Source organism: Sulfurovum sp. XGS-02, from assembly GCF_023213175.1.
In the GTDB taxonomy this organism is placed as follows: Bacteria; Campylobacterota; Campylobacteria; order Campylobacterales; family Sulfurovaceae; genus Sulfurovum.
The window spans coordinates 1,873,994-1,890,992 of the sequence record NZ_CP093312.1 but is presented as its reverse complement, the minus strand read 5'-3'; the positions used below and the strand labels follow the sequence as shown (position 1 = coordinate 1,890,992).

Here is a 16,999-nt window from a genome sequence, read left to right as displayed (position 1 = left end):
AGATGATAGATATAAAAGCACACTCCATAGACGAACTCAATACTTTAGCCGGAGAGATCAGAGAAAAGATCTTGGGTACGGTAAGTAAAAACGGTGGACACCTGAGTTCTACTATGGGTGCAACGGATCTTATCGTGGCGATGCATAAAGTGTTTGATGTAGAGAAGGACCCTTTTATCTTTGATGTGAGCCATCAGGCCTATGCCCATAAACTCTTGACAGATAGGTGGGAGAGGTTTGATACCTTACGCCAGTTTGGAGGTATCAGCGGCTACACAAAGCCTAAAGAGTCTAAATATGATTATTATGTGGCAGGGCACAGTTCAACCTCTATCTCACTGGCAGTCGGTGCCGCCAAAGCCATAGCACTTAAAGGGGAGGATAGAATACCTGTTGCATTCATCGGTGATGGAAGTATGAGTGCCGGGATGGTCTATGAGGCCCTGAATGAACTGGGTGACAGAAAATACCCTGTCGTGATCATCTTGAATGACAATGAAATGAGTATCGCTAAACCCATAGGGGCTATCAGTAAACTCCTTTCTCAAACGATGGCCGGTTCATTTTATCAGAAGTTCAAGGGCAGGGTAGAAAAGGTCCTGGATCATCTGCCTGAGGGTGCGACCTATATGGCAAAAAGGTTTGAAGAGTCTTTCAAGCTTATCACACCGGGTATTCTGTTTGAAGAGATGGGTGTCGAGTATATCGGACCTGTGGACGGACACGATATTGAATCTCTTGTAGAGACGATGGAAGTGGCCAAAGCGCTGGGGAAACCGGTACTTATTCATGCACAGACCACGAAAGGCAAGGGGTATGAGATCGCTGAAGGTACTAAAGAGCATTGGCACGGGGTCAGTGCTTTTGATCTTAAAACAGGTGAAGCACCTAAAAAAGCCGGAGCACCGAAGGCAGCAACCGCTATTTTCTCCGACACACTGGTAGAACTTGCAGATGAAGATGACAAAGTGGTTGGAGTGACGGCTGCGATGCCAAGCGGTACGGGTTTAAGTGCTGCCATTAAAAAGTACCCTGAACGTTTTTGGGACGTTGCCATAGCGGAGCAGCATGCTGTCACCTCCATGGGGCCATTGGCAAAAGAGGGGTTTAAACCCTTCTGTACGATCTACTCCACCTTCTTGCAACGGGGGTATGACCAAGTCATCCATGATATTGCACTCATGGATCTGGGTGTCGCTTTTGCACTGGACAGAGCAGGTATTGTAGGGGAGGATGGAGAGACACATCAGGGTGCTTTTGATATCTCTTATTTAAGAGGCATTCCTAACATGACACTCCTGGCACCCTATAATGAAACAACGATGAAGCTCTGTATGCAATTTGCTAAAGAGTATGACCATCCTTGTGCTTTTAGATACCCTAGAGGGGCATTTTTGGCAGAAGATACAGATAGCCCTGCCTATGAGTTAGGGAAGTCTGTTTTGCTCAAAGAGGGAGAAGAGATACTCTTTATAGGATATGGTAATGGTGTCGGACGTGCCCAAAAAGTGGCTGAACTTGTGGATGTAAACCCTGGTGTGTTGGACCTGCGTTTTGTCAAGCCATTGGATGAAGAGATGCTTGTGGACTTAAGTACCAAGTATAAAAAATGGTTTGTTTTTTCTGATTCTGCAGCACAGGGTGGTGTGGGTTCAGCGATTTTGGAACTTTTAAGTCAAAAAAAGATCCAAGATGTAGTCTTGACAACATTTGAGTATCCTGATACATTTATCACACATGGTAATACCAGATTGGTAGAAGAGTCCTTAGGGATACTGCCGGAGCAGTTGGCAAAACGAATCGTGTAGGGGAGGTTTCTTCTGCATGAAAGCTGTATTTGATAAAGTACCTTTTGAGGTATTGTATCAAGTTCAGTGACAGTGAACAAATATTTCAAAATTCTCTGAGCCGAATGGCAGACTTTACCGAAAATCATTGAGTGATTGATCGGCATCGCTCTTTAGAACAGAAGTGAGAGAAGTAAATTAAAGGAAAAAAATGGCTAACGAATACATTTTTACAAGTGAATCGGTAACCGAGGGTCATCCAGATAAAATGGCTGATCAGATCTCAGATGCTATACTCGATTATATCATCGAAAAAGATCCACAGGCCAGAGTGGCTTGTGAGACGTTACTGAGTAATGGTTTTTGTGTTATTGCAGGAGAACTAAAAACAACAGCGTATGCACCGATGCAAGAGATTGCAAGAGAGGTGGTAAGAGAGATAGGGTACACAGATGCAAGTTATGGTTTTGATTATCGGTCTGCAGGTGTGCTCAACGGTATAGGGGAACAGAGTCCTGATATCAATCAAGGTGTGGACCAGGCGTCAGGTGAGATCGGTGCGGGTGACCAGGGACTGATGTTCGGATATGCCTGTAATGAGACCAAAGAGCTTATGCCTCTGCCTATTTCGCTTGCACATAAGATCACAGCCAAATTAGCTGAGGTCCGTAAAAATGGTACTGTCCCGTTTTTACGCCCGGATGGAAAAGCACAGGTTTCGGTGAAGTATGTAGATGGGAAACCTGTTGCAATAGACACGATCGTGGTCTCAACGCAGCATCATCCTGAAGTGACGCTTGAACAGGTACAAAAAGCCGTACTTGAAGAGGTCATCAAAGCAGTGATACCGGCAGAGTTGATGTCTGATGATATTACTTATCATATCAACCCTACGGGGCGTTTTGTGATCGGCGGTCCTCAAGGGGATGCCGGGCTTACAGGGAGAAAGATCATCGTAGATACCTATGGTGGTTCTTGCCCACATGGTGGGGGAGCCTTCTCCGGTAAAGATCCTACAAAAGTGGATCGTTCTGCTGCATATGCTGCAAGATACGTAGCGAAAAACCTTGTAGCTGCAGGTGTATGTGACAGAGCAACACTACAGATAGCATACGCGATCGGTGTAGCCAAACCGGTCTCTATCTATGTAGATACACATGGGACTGCAACAGTGGATGAGTCTAAGATTACGGCGTGCGTAGAGTCACTTTTTGATCTGACACCTAAAGGTATTATGGATGCGTTGGATCTATTGAGACCTATATACCGCAGGACAGCAGCGTATGGTCACTTCGGAAGAGAAGAAGAAGATTTCAGTTGGGAGAAGACAGATAGGGTGGAAGATATCAAAAGATATTTAAATATTTAGTGTTTAGTATCGTGTCAAGCATTGAATCTTTTTGATCGACTTTAACAAATAATCTGAAGGGTTTAAAGTTTTTTTAAATATCTTTAGCTATAGTTTTCTATCTTAATAAAAAGGAATAAATATGGCAGTAATTATTGGTGATACATGTATAAACTGTGCAGCTTGTATTGACGAATGTCCAGTAGAAGCAATTGTAGATGAGGATGATAATCCAACGGGTGAGGAGTACTACTATGTATATCCTGACAAATGTGTTGAGTGTGTAGATCACTTCGATTCTCCAGCATGTGCAGAAGCATGTCCAACTGAAGGTTGTATTACTTGGGATATGCCATTCACAGCTGAACATAAAGATCACTTCAATGGTGAAAACTATATTGATGGTCTAAACTATGTTATGGAAAACCCAGATGCTGAAATGCCAATGAGAGATGATATCTCTCTTGAAGACAGAGCAGCACATAGAAATGTTGTAGAAGACTAATTTTAGTCCTTCTCAGAGACTACCTCCTGGTAGTCTCTATAGATACCCCCTTAACCCTCTCAAAACTTAAACTTATTTTAATACTTTATTCGGTAAAATTCCGCCCGAATACTCTCCACTACATTTCATTTTGGAAGTAAATTAATCGCTTAGGAATATAAGTATGGAACAAACATTATCAATCATTAAACCAGATGCAGTAGCTAAAAACGTTGTAGGTCAGATTCTTGCAAGATTTGAAGCAGCAGGCCTTAGAATTGCGGCAACAAAGAAAACAAGACTTTCTCGTGTAGATGCGGAAGCATTTTATGCGATTCACGCAGAGAGACCTTTCTTTAAAGACCTTGTAGACTTTATGATTTCAGGACCTGTGGTTGTAACAGTACTTGAAGGTGACAATGCAATGGCTAAAAACAGAGAGCTTATGGGTGCTACGAACCCTGCTGAAGCTGAGCCTGGTACGATCAGAGCAGATTTTGCTGAAAGTATTGATGCAAATGCAGTACACGGAAGTGACTCTATTGAAAATGCAATCAATGAAATTAACTTCTTTTTTGCACAGAGAGAAATTCACTAAGCCTATACTGTGAAGATAGCTTTTGACAAAGTAGGTTCTACAGCAAAACCCATTGAACTGAGTTTGGAGGGTGTGACGCTGGAAGGGACTTTAAAGAAGAGTGGTTATCATCAAGTAACTTTAGATGCACACATGAGCGGCAGTATTGAGTTGGACTGTGATAGATGTGGGAAGACCTACAACTATGATATGGACAATCAGCTGGAACTTAGACTGAGCGATATAGTATCCGAAGATAAAGATGATTTAGATATAATTGAGTTTTTAGATGGCGAAATAGATATTTCGTACATACTACAGAGCGAAATAAATACGTTTAAAAATGCTTATAACTATTGCAGCGACTGTGCCGATAGTGATGAAGATTTTGAAGTAGAATATTAAATAAAATTGTAACAAAGGACATAAAATGGCAGTACCTAAAAGACGTGTGAGTCACACAAGAGCAGCGAAAAGAAGAACACATTACAAATTGACATTACCAATGCCAGTAAAAGATGCAGATGGAACATGGAGAATGCCTCACCACATGAATATGACTACTGGTGAGTACAAAAAAACTAAAGCGTAATCTTAATGATCAAGATTGCGATTGACGCTATGGGCGGGGACTTTGGTCCCGAGCCTATTATAGAAGGTGTGGTTCAAGCACTGGAAATTGAAAAATTCCTCCCTATTTTAGTAGGAAACACAGAAGAGATACGCTCTTTCCTTCCCCCGTATTATGCAGACAAAGTTGAAATTGTTGAAGCTTCGGATGTGATATCTATGAGCGATCAGGCAACAGATGCACTCAAGCGTAAAGATTCATCCATCTACAGAGCAGTGGAGCTTGTACGTGAAAAGGAAGCATCTGCAGTCGTTTCAGCGGGCCACAGTGGTGCGACCATGACACTGGCTACATTGCGTATAGGACGTTTACCGCATATCTCCAAGCCTGCACTTGCCACACTCATGCCAAGTGTGGTAGCGACCAAAACATTGGTTCTGGACGTAGGTGCAGTAACGGATTGTACACCTCAAAACCTGTATGAGTTTGGTGCGATGGGTGAAGCGTATGCACAGCAGATCTTAGGCATAGCCTCTCCCAAAGTGGGGCTTTTATCAAATGGGTCTGAAGATTCCAAGGGTAATACATTGACCAAAGCCGCCTTTAAACTGCTACAAGGTTTAAAAGGGTTTGTCGGTAATGTTGAAGGTAGAGACATCTTTAACGGTAACGTGAATGTCGTTGTCTGTGACGGTTTTACGGGTAATATTTTACTCAAGACCAGTGAAGGTGTTGTATCTACGATCTTTACATTGATGAGACAGCATATTCGAAAATCATTGCCGGCGAAGATCGGTGCGCTGATGATGAAAAGAAAAGTGTTTGGAAATATGAAAAAGCAGGTTGATTATGCAGAGTACGGTGGTGCACCGCTTTTGGGTATCAACGGATGTGCCATCATTTCTCATGGTAGTTCGAATGCAAAAGCCATCAAAAATGCGATATTCCAGGCAATACGTTATACGGAGTCAGATGTCAATAAAACCATAGAAACTCTTCTATCTGATACTAAATAAGTCTAAGGTACCCAGGTACATTAGACCCTCCACCAAGCGAAACTACCCCCTAAAACTTATAAATTTATGGTAAAATAACAGACTTTATATTATTCGTTAAGGACAACTATGTCACCAATAAAACCCATATATGCGGCATTCAGATCTATAGGTGCATATGTACCTGAAAAGATTTTATCCAATGCAGATCTTGAAAAGATGGTAGATACCACTGATGAATGGATCGTAAAACGTACGGGTATAAAAGAGCGTCATATAGCTGCAGAAGATGAGTATACAAGTGATATGGCTGCTAAAGCCTGTGAAATGGCGATAGAACGTTCAGGTCTTGCAAAAGAGGAGATAGACCTGGTACTCTGTGCCACTGTGACACCTGATTATTTCAATATGCCTTCAACCGCATGTCTTATTTCAGACAAGATCGGTATCAGGGATGTGCAGGCCTTTGATATCTCTGCGGCATGCAGCGGATTTGTCTATCTTCTTACCATTGCAAAAGCATTTATAGAGTCAGGAATGAAGAAAAATGTATTGGTGGTCGGGGCAGAAAAGTTCTCTTCGGTTGTCGATTATACAGATAGAAGTACATGTATCCTGTTTGGAGATGGTGCAGGTGCGGCGGTGATCTCTGCTACATCCAATAAAGACGAAGCTTTTATTGACATTCATGCAAGTGCAGACGGATCCTATTCAGACTTTTTGGTAACACCTGCACCCGGTGCTGTACATCCTGCAAGCCAGGAAGTGATCGATCAGGGGCTTAATTTTGTACAGATGAAGGGAAATGAAACCTTTAAATTGGCAGTAAAAACTTTGACAAAAGATGTCAAAGAGATACTTGCCAAAAATAAGATTAATGCGGATGATATCCCGCATTTTATCCCGCATCAGGCGAATTACCGTATTATTAAAGCAGTGGGTGATGCACTGAAGATGAGAGAAGAGCAGGTGGTCCTTACCGTAGGAAAATACGGGAATACTTCTGCTGCTTCGATACCTATGGCATTGAATGATATCTGGGAATCAGGAAGACTGCAAACAGGTGACCTTATGTTACTTGATACTTTCGGTGGCGGACTAACATGGGCCAGTGCACTACTTCCATTTGCCGGAAAAGCAAACACCAAATAGGGTATAAAATTGAAAATAGGGTTTATCGGTGACATCGTAGGTAAACCAGGGCGCTTGATGATCAAACGCCATTTAACACGTCTCAAACAAGAGCATTTTGTAGACTTCATGATAGCCAACTATGAAAATGCAAGTCATGGTTTTGGTCTCACTGAAAAAAATTGTATTGAACTGCTGGGATACGGCATCGATATGATGACGGGTGGGAATCACAGCTTTGATAAAAAAGAGATCCTTAAAATCTTTGACAATTACCCTCTTATACGTCCCATGAACTATCCTAAGGCAACACCGGGCAAAGGTATCTATGAAACGACGCTTTTGGGACACAGAACAGCGATCTTAAATCTTATGGGACACTATACGATGCCTATGGCCGATAATCCATTCACGATGATCGTTGAAGAGGTAGAGAAGTTAAAAGCACAAGGAGTGAAACATATCATTCTTGATATGCATGCTGAGGCGAGTTCAGAGAAACAGATCATTTTACATATGCTCAAAGATGATGTCTCTGCGATACTTGGTACACATACCCATGTTGCTACAGATGATCTTCAGATACATGATGGCTGCTGTTATGTCACAGATGTAGGTTTGACCGGTTGCCGGGACGGTGTGATAGGAATGGATTCAGAAATACCACTTAAACGGGTGCTTACAGGTCTTGGAGGGCATTTTAACGTACCTGATGAGTGCAAAGCACTGCTGCAAATGGTGGTCTTTGAACTGGATGATCAGGGGCGTTGTATAGGGGCTGAGAAGATCAAGATCTATGATGATAAACCTAAAATTGTGACACAGGCATGGATGGATACCTAAAGAGAGGTTTTCTCCTTAGGTATTACGCTTTATTCTCACTTTTTTGGGATCAAACAGGGCGATAGCCTCTTTGATCATAGGCTCTTCAAGCAGAGTGGAAGGGTCTTTCTCTTTAGCGGCTTCAGTCTCTCCAGCCTCCGGAGCGATACAGGAGCTTTTCATTTCGATATCTTCTATCATAGAAGCAGCATCTGCATCCTGATGTGCAGGGATCTCTTTTTGAGGTTCTTTAGTCTCTTCTTTGAGCGTGTCGTTACTCACTTTTTTTTTAGGGATATTGACAATTTTGGTTTCAAAACCAAAAACATCTTTTACGAACATGTTGATAAGTCCCCAATGGGTAATGAGCATTTTTTTATCTTCGCCTTCTGCCATAGAAGCCCATGTAAGTTTATGATCTTCAAAGTTTTCAAAGGAGATATTACGTTCAAAACAGGCACCAAGATCATAGTCTCTGTCATAGAGTTTTTGTACCAGGGTATTAAATGTTTTTTGATGTGGGTTTATGGCTGGTACTGAGGGTTGAGTGACTTCTGGCTGGGTCACCGGTTGTATATCGGCAGGAGCTTTTTCTTCTTCTATAGGGGGAGTAGGCTCATTGTCTATGACCGGTGTTTCTGCGATCTCAGATGAAGTTTCGGGTGTTTTCTCCTCTGCAACAGGTGGTTCTGCCTCAGGTGCTGCAGTTTTAGGAAGAGTAGCGTCGATCTCCTCTTCAGTGATCGTAATCACTTCTGAGGGTGTAGAGAGGTCAGGAGAGGGAGTGGTCACCATAATTTCAGAGACTTCAACCCCTTTGAGTTCCTGCTCCAAGCCGCGTATCATGGTATCTATATCTTTGATCTCCAAAGACTCCATCATTTTAAAGAGTGCCAGCGAGAGTACAAATCCATTATCACTGCCAAGAGAGAGCAAGCTTTTAGACTCTGCGATAACTCTGAAGAAACGCTCTATGATCATCGGGCTGAACTTGCCTTTGGCATTGAGCAGCAGATCTTTCAGATAGAGTGTGAGTTCATCCAGTATCATCTCTGCTTCATAATCGGCTGCCATGTTGATAAAGGCTAAGACTTTTGCTGTGTCTTTGGCCATGATGTCAGAGAGCAATGCTTCCAAATGACTGGGTTCAATGATGCCGAGCATCCCTGTTACAGTATTCACATCGACAAAGTTCTTGGAGTAGACAATGGCCTGATCCATCAAGGTCAGTGAGTCTCTCAGACTCCCTGCACCAGAGCGTGCAATAATATCCAAAGCCTCTCTTTCATACTCTATGTTCTCAAGGTCCAAGATATGTTCCAAGTGTTTAAGTACAAGGTTTTGAGGAATTTTTTTGAACCTGAAATGCTGTGTACGGGAAAGAATGGTCGCAGGCAGCTTGAGCGGATCTGTCGTTGCCAGTATGAATTTGACAAAATCAGGTGGCTCTTCAAGTGTTTTTAGCAGGGCATTAAATGCCTGGTTGGTAAGCATATGCACTTCATCGATGATAAAGATCTTGTAGCGTGCAGAGCTTGGCTTGTATTTGGTATGTTCAATAAGGTCTTTGATATCATCGATACCACGGTTGGAAGCGGCATCCATTTCGATGATATCCATATGGCTGCTTTCGCTTGCCATCACACAATGTGTACAGGTACCGCAAGGATGGGAAGTCGCACCTTTTTCACAGAGCAGTGCTTTGGCAAAGATACGTGCAGTAGATGTTTTTCCACTCCCTCTTAGTCCCGAAAAAAGGTAGGCATGGGAGAGTCTTTTGCCCTCAAGCGCAAGTGAGAGAGTTTGTGAAACTGACTCTTGTCCGATGAGGTCATCGAAGGTTGCAGGACGGTATTTTCTTGCTAAGGCTAAAGACAAACAGACTCCTTGTTTTTATTGTTATTATTGTAGTTAAATTTTACTTTTGATTGGTATAAAAGATCTAAATATGAAGGTGAAAGCCAGAAGAAAAAATGACAATGATTTTTTACATAAACTCGGGTTATAGATATGATATATAAAAATACTCCCGCTTCCCAGTGAAAAAGGTGAGATAAAGGATATCTGTACCTTTCAATTCATCTCTAACCCCATATTAGATATAATCCCCTTACTTAAATAATCACAACAATGAAGCGAGAAAATATGAGTTACAATCCAAGTGAGATTGAAGCCAAATGGCAAAACAAATGGGATGTTGAGAAGGCTTTTGAACCGGATGATGCCTTAACAAGAAAGAAAAAATATATCTTAAGTATGTTCCCTTTCCCAAGCGGACGTTTGCATATGGGACATGTACGTAATTATGCTATAGGTGATGCTTTTGCACGTTACTACAGAAAACAGGATTTCAATGTACTCCATCCTATCGGATGGGATGCTTTTGGTATGCCTGCGGAGAATGCTGCCATCAAACACGGTCGTCATCCTAAAGAGTGGACCTATTCGAATATTGATTATATGAGAAAAGAGCTCAATACACTGGGGCTTTCATTTTCTAAAACACGTGAATTTGCTACCTGCGATGAACTCTATACGAAATGGGAGCAAGAGTTTATCATTAAAATGTTCGAAGAGAAGTTGCTTTATCGTGAATCTACAACGGTGAACTGGTGTGAGGATTGTCATACGGTATTGGCAAATGAACAGGTTGAAGAGGGGTGCTGCTGGCGTTGTGACAATGAAGTACAGCTTAAAGAGATGCCGGGGTATTACCTGGATATCATCAAGTATGCGGATGACCTGCTTGAGGATCTAAAAGAACTTGAGGGGAAATGGCCTTCACAGGTGCTGACGATGCAAAGCAACTGGATAGGTAAATCCCAGGGACTTGAATTTGAATTTGAGCTCAGTGCTGAGAGTCAAGAGAAACTTGGCGGGAAATTTGACAAATACACGGTATTTACCACACGCCCTGATACGATCTACGGTGTCACGTACTCTGCGCTTGCAGCGGAACACCCTATCACAAAATATCTTATAGACAATGATCTTCTTGATGATGATATTGCCCAAAAGATCACACACATCGCCAACATGACGGAGCGTGAAAGAGCACAGGCAGATAAAGAGGGGTATCCTCTTGGTATCTCTGTGATCCATCCTCTGACGGGAGAGGAGATCCCTGTATGGACGGCGAACTTTGTACTCGCCTCTTATGGCGGCGGCGCGGTCATGGCCGTACCTGCACATGACGAGAGAGACTTTGAGTTTGCAAGCAAGTATGATCTTCCGATCAAAAGGGTGATCAACGGAGGTGAAGAACTTCCTTATACGCTTGAAGGAGAGCTGGTTGACTCTGCAGCCTTTACAGGATTGGGTAATTACGAGGCTAAAGCAAAGATCATTGCGATGTTCGAAGAGGCAGGATTTGGAAAAGGTACGACAAACTTCAAACTGAGAAACTGGGGTGTCAGTCGCCAGCGTTACTGGGGTGCGCCTATACCTTTCGTACATTGTAAGAGCTGCGGGCTTGTACCTGAAAAGATAGAAAACCTTCCTATTGCGCTGCCTGAAGATGTAGAGATCACAGGTGAGGGGAATCCTCTGGATAATCACCCGACATGGAAGCACTGTGCTTGTCCCAAGTGTGGTGAGGAGGCTGTGCGTGAAACAGATACACTCGATACCTTTGTCCAGTCGAGCTGGTACCAGTTCCGTTATGCGACCAATCCTAAGAAGTGGGATCAAGTAGGTATTGACAAAGAAGAAGCCAATTATTGGTTAGGGGTCGATCAGTATATCGGTGGGATCGAGCACGCCATCTTGCACTTGTTGTATGCACGTTTCTTTACAAAAGTACTTCGTGACCTTGGTTACCATGATATCAATGAGCCGTTTGAGAAGCTTTTGACTCAGGGGATGGTACTAATGGACGGTGCGAAGATGAGTAAGTCTAAAGGAAATACCGTAGACCCGGATGCACTCGTAGAGAAGTATGGTGCAGATACGGCTAGACTCTTTACCCTTTTTGCTGCACCGCCGGCCAAAGAGCTTGAGTGGAATGATTCAGCAGTAGAGGGTGCATTCAGGTTCATCAAAAAACTCTATGAGAGAAAAGAGAAAGTGACGCAAAACAGTTTGCCTCAGATTGATCAAGGCTCTTTGAGCAAAGAGTCTAAACTGGCTCGTGTAAAAGTCTATGAAGCATTGCAAAAGTCCACGGATGTGTATGAGAAGACATTTGCCTTCAATACACTTATCGCAGCTTGTATGGAAGCACTCAATGCACTGGACAAACAAGATGATGGGGCTGTTTGGACTGAGGGTATGTATATTATGCTCAACCTACTTGAACCGATCATCCCTCATGTGACAACAGAACTGAGTGAAGTGTTATTTGGGCGTAAAAACCTGCAGTCTGTTCTTGAAGTGAAAGAAGAGGTTTTTGTACAGGAGAGTGTTTTATATGTCGTCATGATAGGGGGCAAAAAGCGTACAGAGATAGAGGTAAACCCTTCAGCTACACAGGATGAGATCTTGGCTTCGGCAAAAGAAGCCGGAGCAAAATGGCTTGAGGGTATGAGTATCGTTAAAGAGATCGTTGTACCGAATAAATTGGTGAATTTAGCTGTAAAACCAAGCTAAAAAAACATAAAAAGAGAGGGACGTATGCGTACGATTGTAAAAATTTTGATGACTATCAGTATGATGTTGCTTGTAAACGCATGCGGATATAAACCCTCTTCTCATATGATCCAGCATGTGTTTTCCGATACGGTATATGTGGAAGTAAATGTTGACAGGGCTGAACCTGAAAATGCACCCTATGTGAAAGATGAGATGAACCGTTTGGTCTATACGCGATTTAAGGGGCGTATCGTTTCTAAAGAAGAGGCGCAAAGTAAAATCCGACTCTCTTATGCAGGAAGCACTTTTATCCCACTCTCCTATGAAAATGGGTATGTGACACGGTACCGTGCGGTCATTAGAGTAAAGTTTGACATGGTCACCAAAGAGGGCAGAGAAGTGAAAACGATAAGCAGTATTGTTGAAACAGATATCCAGGAGAGTTCATTGACCTCTTCTGCGTTGAGAATAGAGGCTATACGTGTAGGATTGGGAAAAGCATTGGATGAATTTTTAGCGTATGTCAGTGCGAAAGGGATGTTAAAAGAGACGAAATGATGGATGCTTTTGACAGATTTCTTCAAAATAAACCTCTTTACTATAAAGAGATAGACCATCAGCGTGTACATAGTGCCTATGGTCTTTTGAAACCCCACATTAAACAGCCCAGAACAGTGCATATCGTAGGAACGAACGGAAAAGGTTCAACAGGCCGTATGCTTGCACATCTGGCTTATAAAAGCGGTCTGAAGGTCGGACACTTCTCCTCTCCCCATATTTTAAAGTTCAATGAACGTATCTGGCTCAATGGCAGTGACAGTACGGATGAAGCGCTTGAAGCAGCACATCAAAGGCTTTTTGTCATTCTGGGCAAAGAGATGAGTGAAAGTTTGAGTTACTTTGAGTATACGACACTGTTGGCATTTGTGGTCTTTGAAGATTGTGATCTGATGGTTTTGGAAGCAGGACTGGGTGGAGAATTTGACGCGACCAATGTCTGTGATAAAGCACTCTCTGTCATCACACCGATAGGCATCGACCATCAGGCTTTCCTGGGTGAGAGTATCGAAGCCATAGCCGGTACGAAGATACGAAGTATTCAAAAAGAGGTGTTGCTGGCACCACAAGTCTATGATGAGGTGCTGGAAGTTGCCAAAGAGATCACAGAGAAGAAAGGTGCAACACTCCATCTTTCCAGATGTCCAAGTGAGAGCGTGACACAATTAAGAGCCATCGCAGAGGAAAAATCCTGGGGCGAGTATCTGGTAGAGAATGCCTGTGTAGCACTACAGGCTTTGGAACTTTTGCATATCTCTTACGAGATAGAGGACCTGCGCACTTTGGAACTTTTTGGACGTTTTTATCCCTTGACAAAAAACATCCGTATCGATGTAGGACACAACCCTTTAGCGGCAAAGGCCATAGAAAAAGCATTAGACAAAAAGGTGGTTCTCATCTATAACAGTTTGGATGACAAAGATTATGAAGCGGTGCTACGTACACTGAAACCTAAAGTCAAACAGGTAGAGATCATCCCCATTCACTCGCAAAGAGCGACCACGTTAAGTGAGATAGAAGAAGCGATCCAAAAAGTAGGTATCAGCTATAGCTACTTTGAGGGCAAGATAGATAAAAATGAACACTACCTAGTATTTGGTTCATTTTATGTCGTAGAAGAATTTTTAAACAGGATGCAAAAGAAGATCAATGTACCAAAGTAATATTTACGAATACCTGGAAGCGTTACAAGAAGAAAGACTCCTTATCTGTAAAGATGACAAGGAAGCAGTTCAGATACGAGATATAGCCGTGTTGCTTGAATTTGATGCCTTTGTGTTGCCGGATCTCCGTGTGAGCGTAGGGGAGGATCTGCGCGCCTATGATGAAGAGATACATGCGATGTTCATACAGTTGGCCTCTTTTTATAAAAGTGAAAAGAAAAAGATACTGATCTCACCGCTGCGCACATTGCTTATCCCTTTCCCGAAAGCAGCACTCTTTGATACTCGCACCATAGAATTCGGCGATACTTTAAATATGCAGGAACTCAAGGATACACTTTATCAGTGGGGGTACCATTTTACGGACATCGCTGCGAGTCACGGAGAGGTCTCTTTTCGTGGTGATATTATAGATATTTATCCCATAGATGCAGACAAGCCGTACCGTATCTCTTTGTTTGATGAAGAGGTGGAGACCATCCAGTATTATGATGAGGGGACGCAGAAACGTTCAAACGACGAGTTGGAATCTTTGACCTTCACACCGGCATTCCTGGCACTGAACAAAACCCAGCATGAAGCACTGAAAAACAGAACCGAACGAAGCAGTTATGATACCTTTGTCAAAGATATAGATTCGCTTGGACTATGGCACTTGGATGATCTGGGGGAGAGTGCTTTAACACTCTTTGACGGCGTTTTGGCATCATCTTTAGAGGATGAACTCAAAGAAGTATATGAGCTGGATAAGCCGCTTGTACCTCGGGATGCATTTTTACTTCCGGCCATTCCAGAGGGGCATAAATACCGTGATCTTGAAGCAGTGGACCCTAATAAATTGCTCAAATCCCATAAAGATAAAGAGATCACGATCATTGCTAAAAATGAGAGTATCGTACGTGGTTCCCAGTTGGACTCTTTTGAAAATATAGCGTTTGTCTATCAGGAAGGTATCATCAATCTTTTGGGTGCAGAGAAACTCATACTTTCACTCAACAAGCCTATCAAAAGAAAAAAGGTTAAAAAAGCGACGATCATTCTGGATGAACTAAAGCCCGGTGACTATGTGGTGCATGAGAATTACGGGGTAGGTATATTCAAAGGAATAGAAAAACGTGATGTACTGGGGGCTACCAGTGAATTTGTAGTGATGCATTATCAAAATGAAGATGCCTTGCTCATCCCCGTCTCCAACCTTGAAGTGATAGACCGTTATGTAGCTGAAGGCGGTGCCCTGCCGATACTGGATAAACTGGGGAAAGCCAGCTTTAAAAAGCTCAAAGAAAAAGTAAGAGAGAAACTCTTTGCGATCGCTTCGCAGATCATCAACCTCTCGGCACAGCGTCATTTGAAAAAAGGTATCAAGTTTAAAATAGATATGGAAGAGCATGCCATTTTTATGTCTGAAGCCGGTTTTGTCCATACAGAAGATCAGGAACGTGCCATTAATGATATGTTGGCTGACATGAGCTCAGGCAGGATGATGGATAGACTGCTCTCTGCGGATGTAGGGTTCGGTAAAACAGAGGTGGCAATGAACGGGATGTTCGTAGCGGTCAAAAACGGGTACCAGGCGATGATGATCGCACCTACAACCCTGCTGAGTTCACAGCATTATAAAAGCCTGAAAGAGCGTTTTTCCGGACATGATATTAAAATAGCCAAGCTGGACAGGTTCTCTACAACCAAAGAGAAGAATGCCACGCTCAAAGGATTGCAGGAAGGTACTATCGATGTGGTTGTAGGAACCCATGCATTGCTCAAAGCAAAGTTCAAGAACCTCGCACTTGTCATTATCGATGAAGAGCATAAGTTCGGAGTAAAACAGAAAGAGGCCCTCAAAGAGATCTCCATCGATGTACATCTTCTCAGCATGTCTGCCACACCGATCCCGAGATCTTTGAACCTTGCGATGTCCGAAGTCAAGTCTTTTTCTGAGATCCTTACCCCGCCTACAGAGCGTCAAGGAGTACGTACCTTTGTGAAGAGTTATGATGATAAAGTGATCAAAGAAGCCATACTCCGTGAGATGCGGCGCGGAGGACAGATATTTTATGTCTTCAACTCCATTGCTGGGATAGAAGAGAAGAAGAAGCAACTGCTTGAAATACTTCCTAAACTGCGCATCGCAGTGCTTCACTCCAAGATCTCAGCCAAAGAGACCGAAGATGAGATGATGCTTTTTGGGGACGGGGAGTATGATGTACTGCTCTCTACCTCGATCGTAGAGTCAGGGATACATATGCCGCATGCCAACACAATGATCGTTGATGGGGCTGACAATTTCGGTATTGCAGACCTGCATCAGCTACGCGGTCGTGTGGGACGTGGAGCCAAAGAGGGATACTGTTACTTCATGGTGACCGATAAAGAGCGTCTGACAGACAATGCAAAACGCCGTCTGCTTGCACTGGAATCACATTCAGATCTGGGAAGCGGTGCAGTCCTTGCCTTTCATGATCTTGAGATACGGGGTGGAGGAAATATCATCGGTGAAGCACAGTCGGGTCACATTAAACAGATAGGGTATTCACTCTACTTGCGTATGCTTGAAGATGCCATTAAAGAGCTCTCCGGACAGGACAAGGAAGTGGCACAGAACATCGATATGAAGCTCTCTATTGATGCTTATCTCAATGAAGAACTGATCGAAGAGGACAGACTGCGTCTGGAACTCTACCGGCGTCTTTCACTCTGCGAAACTACAGGAGAGGTGTACGAGATAGAAGCAGAGATAGCAGACCGGTTCGGAAAGCTCGATATCATCACCAGACAGTTCATTGATGTCATTGTCATGAAGGTTTTGGCACGTGAAAAAGGTATCTCCAAAGTCTCTTCGTACGGTGAAAATGTCTTTATCGAATTTGTGGATGAAAACAAAGAGAGAGTGGTACTGAAGTCACCGAGCAAAGATGATGATGATATTATCGCTACAGCCATGGGGTATTTGAAGTAGTATCCTCAGATATTAACCTTCAATTAACCTCACAAAAG

The 16,999-nt window shown here is 43.0% G+C and carries 13 protein-coding genes and 1 pseudogene; 13 read left to right on the top strand and 1 reads right to left on the bottom strand.

From position 1 onward, the window contains the following. The first annotated feature begins 2 nt into the window (after positions 1 to 2). From dxs to MN086_RS09290, 9 genes and pseudogenes are all read left to right on the top strand, one after another. Entirely contained in the window at positions 3 to 1,808 is a 1,806-nt protein-coding gene (gene dxs / locus MN086_RS09330; protein WP_248575740.1) for a 1-deoxy-D-xylulose-5-phosphate synthase, read from the top strand. A 190-nt stretch (positions 1,809 to 1,998) separates the two neighbouring features. Then, positions 1,999 to 3,156: a methionine adenosyltransferase gene (gene metK, locus MN086_RS09325; RefSeq protein WP_248575739.1), complete on the top strand. Its 1,158-nt coding sequence runs from the start codon at positions 1,999 to 2,001 to the stop codon at positions 3,154 to 3,156. Positions 3,157 to 3,277: 121 nt separating this feature from the next. Beyond that, positions 3,278 to 3,487, top strand: a pseudogene (locus tag MN086_RS09320) (4Fe-4S dicluster domain-containing protein); the annotation flags it as partial. A 316-nt stretch (positions 3,488 to 3,803) separates the two neighbouring features. After that, on the top strand, positions 3,804 to 4,217 hold the full coding sequence (ndk, locus tag MN086_RS09315; RefSeq protein ID WP_248575738.1) for a nucleoside-diphosphate kinase: 414 nt from the start codon (positions 3,804 to 3,806) through the stop codon (positions 4,215 to 4,217). 9 nt (positions 4,218 to 4,226) lie between these two features. Further along, the gene (locus tag MN086_RS09310; protein WP_248575737.1) at positions 4,227 to 4,601 is read left to right on the top strand and encodes a DUF177 domain-containing protein; all 375 of its coding nucleotides are present in this window, start codon (positions 4,227 to 4,229) and stop codon (positions 4,599 to 4,601) included. A 25-nt stretch (positions 4,602 to 4,626) separates the two neighbouring features. Next, positions 4,627 to 4,788 carry a 50S ribosomal protein L32 gene (gene rpmF, locus MN086_RS09305; RefSeq protein ID WP_008244455.1) on the top strand — a complete coding sequence of 54 codons (162 nt, stop codon included), beginning with the start codon at positions 4,627 to 4,629 and terminating at the stop codon, positions 4,786 to 4,788. A gap of 5 nt (positions 4,789 to 4,793) precedes the next feature. After that, positions 4,794 to 5,783 (top strand): phosphate acyltransferase PlsX, encoded by a 990-nt coding sequence (gene plsX, locus MN086_RS09300; RefSeq protein WP_248575736.1) that lies wholly within the window; start codon positions 4,794 to 4,796, stop codon positions 5,781 to 5,783. Between the two features lie 108 nt (positions 5,784 to 5,891). Continuing rightward, the gene (locus tag MN086_RS09295; RefSeq protein WP_248575735.1) at positions 5,892 to 6,914 is read left to right on the top strand and encodes a beta-ketoacyl-ACP synthase III; all 1,023 of its coding nucleotides are present in this window, start codon (positions 5,892 to 5,894) and stop codon (positions 6,912 to 6,914) included. A 9-nt stretch (positions 6,915 to 6,923) separates the two neighbouring features. Further along, positions 6,924 to 7,736: a TIGR00282 family metallophosphoesterase gene (locus tag MN086_RS09290; RefSeq protein ID WP_248575734.1), complete on the top strand. Its 813-nt coding sequence runs from the start codon at positions 6,924 to 6,926 to the stop codon at positions 7,734 to 7,736. A 15-nt stretch (positions 7,737 to 7,751) separates the two neighbouring features. Here MN086_RS09290 and MN086_RS09285 read toward each other — a convergent pair whose 3' ends face one another. Continuing rightward, the gene (locus MN086_RS09285) at positions 7,752 to 9,593 is read right to left on the bottom strand and encodes a DNA polymerase III subunit gamma/tau (protein ID WP_248575733.1); all 1,842 of its coding nucleotides are present in this window, start codon (positions 9,591 to 9,593) and stop codon (positions 7,752 to 7,754) included. A gap of 267 nt (positions 9,594 to 9,860) precedes the next feature. Here MN086_RS09285 and leuS point away from each other — a divergent pair, with 267 nt between their 5' ends. The 4 genes from leuS to mfd are packed head-to-tail and all read left to right on the top strand — an operon-like array spanning position 9,861 to position 16,961. Continuing rightward, complete coding sequence (gene leuS, locus MN086_RS09280) at positions 9,861 to 12,302, top strand: leucine--tRNA ligase (RefSeq protein ID WP_248577097.1); 2,442 nt, start codon at positions 9,861 to 9,863, stop codon at positions 12,300 to 12,302. A gap of 24 nt (positions 12,303 to 12,326) precedes the next feature. Further along, the gene (gene lptE / locus MN086_RS09275; RefSeq protein WP_248575732.1) at positions 12,327 to 12,842 is read left to right on the top strand and encodes an LPS assembly lipoprotein LptE; all 516 of its coding nucleotides are present in this window, start codon (positions 12,327 to 12,329) and stop codon (positions 12,840 to 12,842) included. Then, positions 12,839 to 14,005 (top strand): folylpolyglutamate synthase/dihydrofolate synthase family protein, encoded by a 1,167-nt coding sequence (locus tag MN086_RS09270; RefSeq protein WP_248575731.1) that lies wholly within the window; start codon positions 12,839 to 12,841, stop codon positions 14,003 to 14,005. The genes lptE and MN086_RS09270 overlap by 4 nt, the downstream gene beginning before the upstream one ends. Next, the gene (gene mfd / locus MN086_RS09265; protein WP_248575730.1) at positions 13,992 to 16,961 is read left to right on the top strand and encodes a transcription-repair coupling factor; all 2,970 of its coding nucleotides are present in this window, start codon (positions 13,992 to 13,994) and stop codon (positions 16,959 to 16,961) included. Before MN086_RS09270 ends, mfd begins: the two co-directional genes overlap by 14 nt. Positions 16,962 to 16,999 lie beyond the last annotated feature (38 nt).

Coding starts and splice junctions, on each gene's coding strand:
- dxs (WP_248575740.1), top strand. CDS start 3: ATGATAGATATAAAAGCACACTCCATAGACGAACTCAATACTTTAGCC.
- metK (WP_248575739.1), top strand. CDS start 1,999: ATGGCTAACGAATACATTTTTACAAGTGAATCGGTAACCGAGGGTCAT.
- ndk (WP_248575738.1), top strand. CDS start 3,804: ATGGAACAAACATTATCAATCATTAAACCAGATGCAGTAGCTAAAAAC.
- rpmF (WP_008244455.1), top strand. CDS start 4,627: ATGGCAGTACCTAAAAGACGTGTGAGTCACACAAGAGCAGCGAAAAGA.
- plsX (WP_248575736.1), top strand. CDS start 4,794: ATGATCAAGATTGCGATTGACGCTATGGGCGGGGACTTTGGTCCCGAG.
- MN086_RS09295 (WP_248575735.1), top strand. CDS start 5,892: ATGTCACCAATAAAACCCATATATGCGGCATTCAGATCTATAGGTGCA.
- leuS (WP_248577097.1), top strand. CDS start 9,861: ATGAGTTACAATCCAAGTGAGATTGAAGCCAAATGGCAAAACAAATGG.
- lptE (WP_248575732.1), top strand. CDS start 12,327: ATGCGTACGATTGTAAAAATTTTGATGACTATCAGTATGATGTTGCTT.
- MN086_RS09270 (WP_248575731.1), top strand. CDS start 12,839: ATGATGGATGCTTTTGACAGATTTCTTCAAAATAAACCTCTTTACTAT.
- mfd (WP_248575730.1), top strand. CDS start 13,992: ATGTACCAAAGTAATATTTACGAATACCTGGAAGCGTTACAAGAAGAA.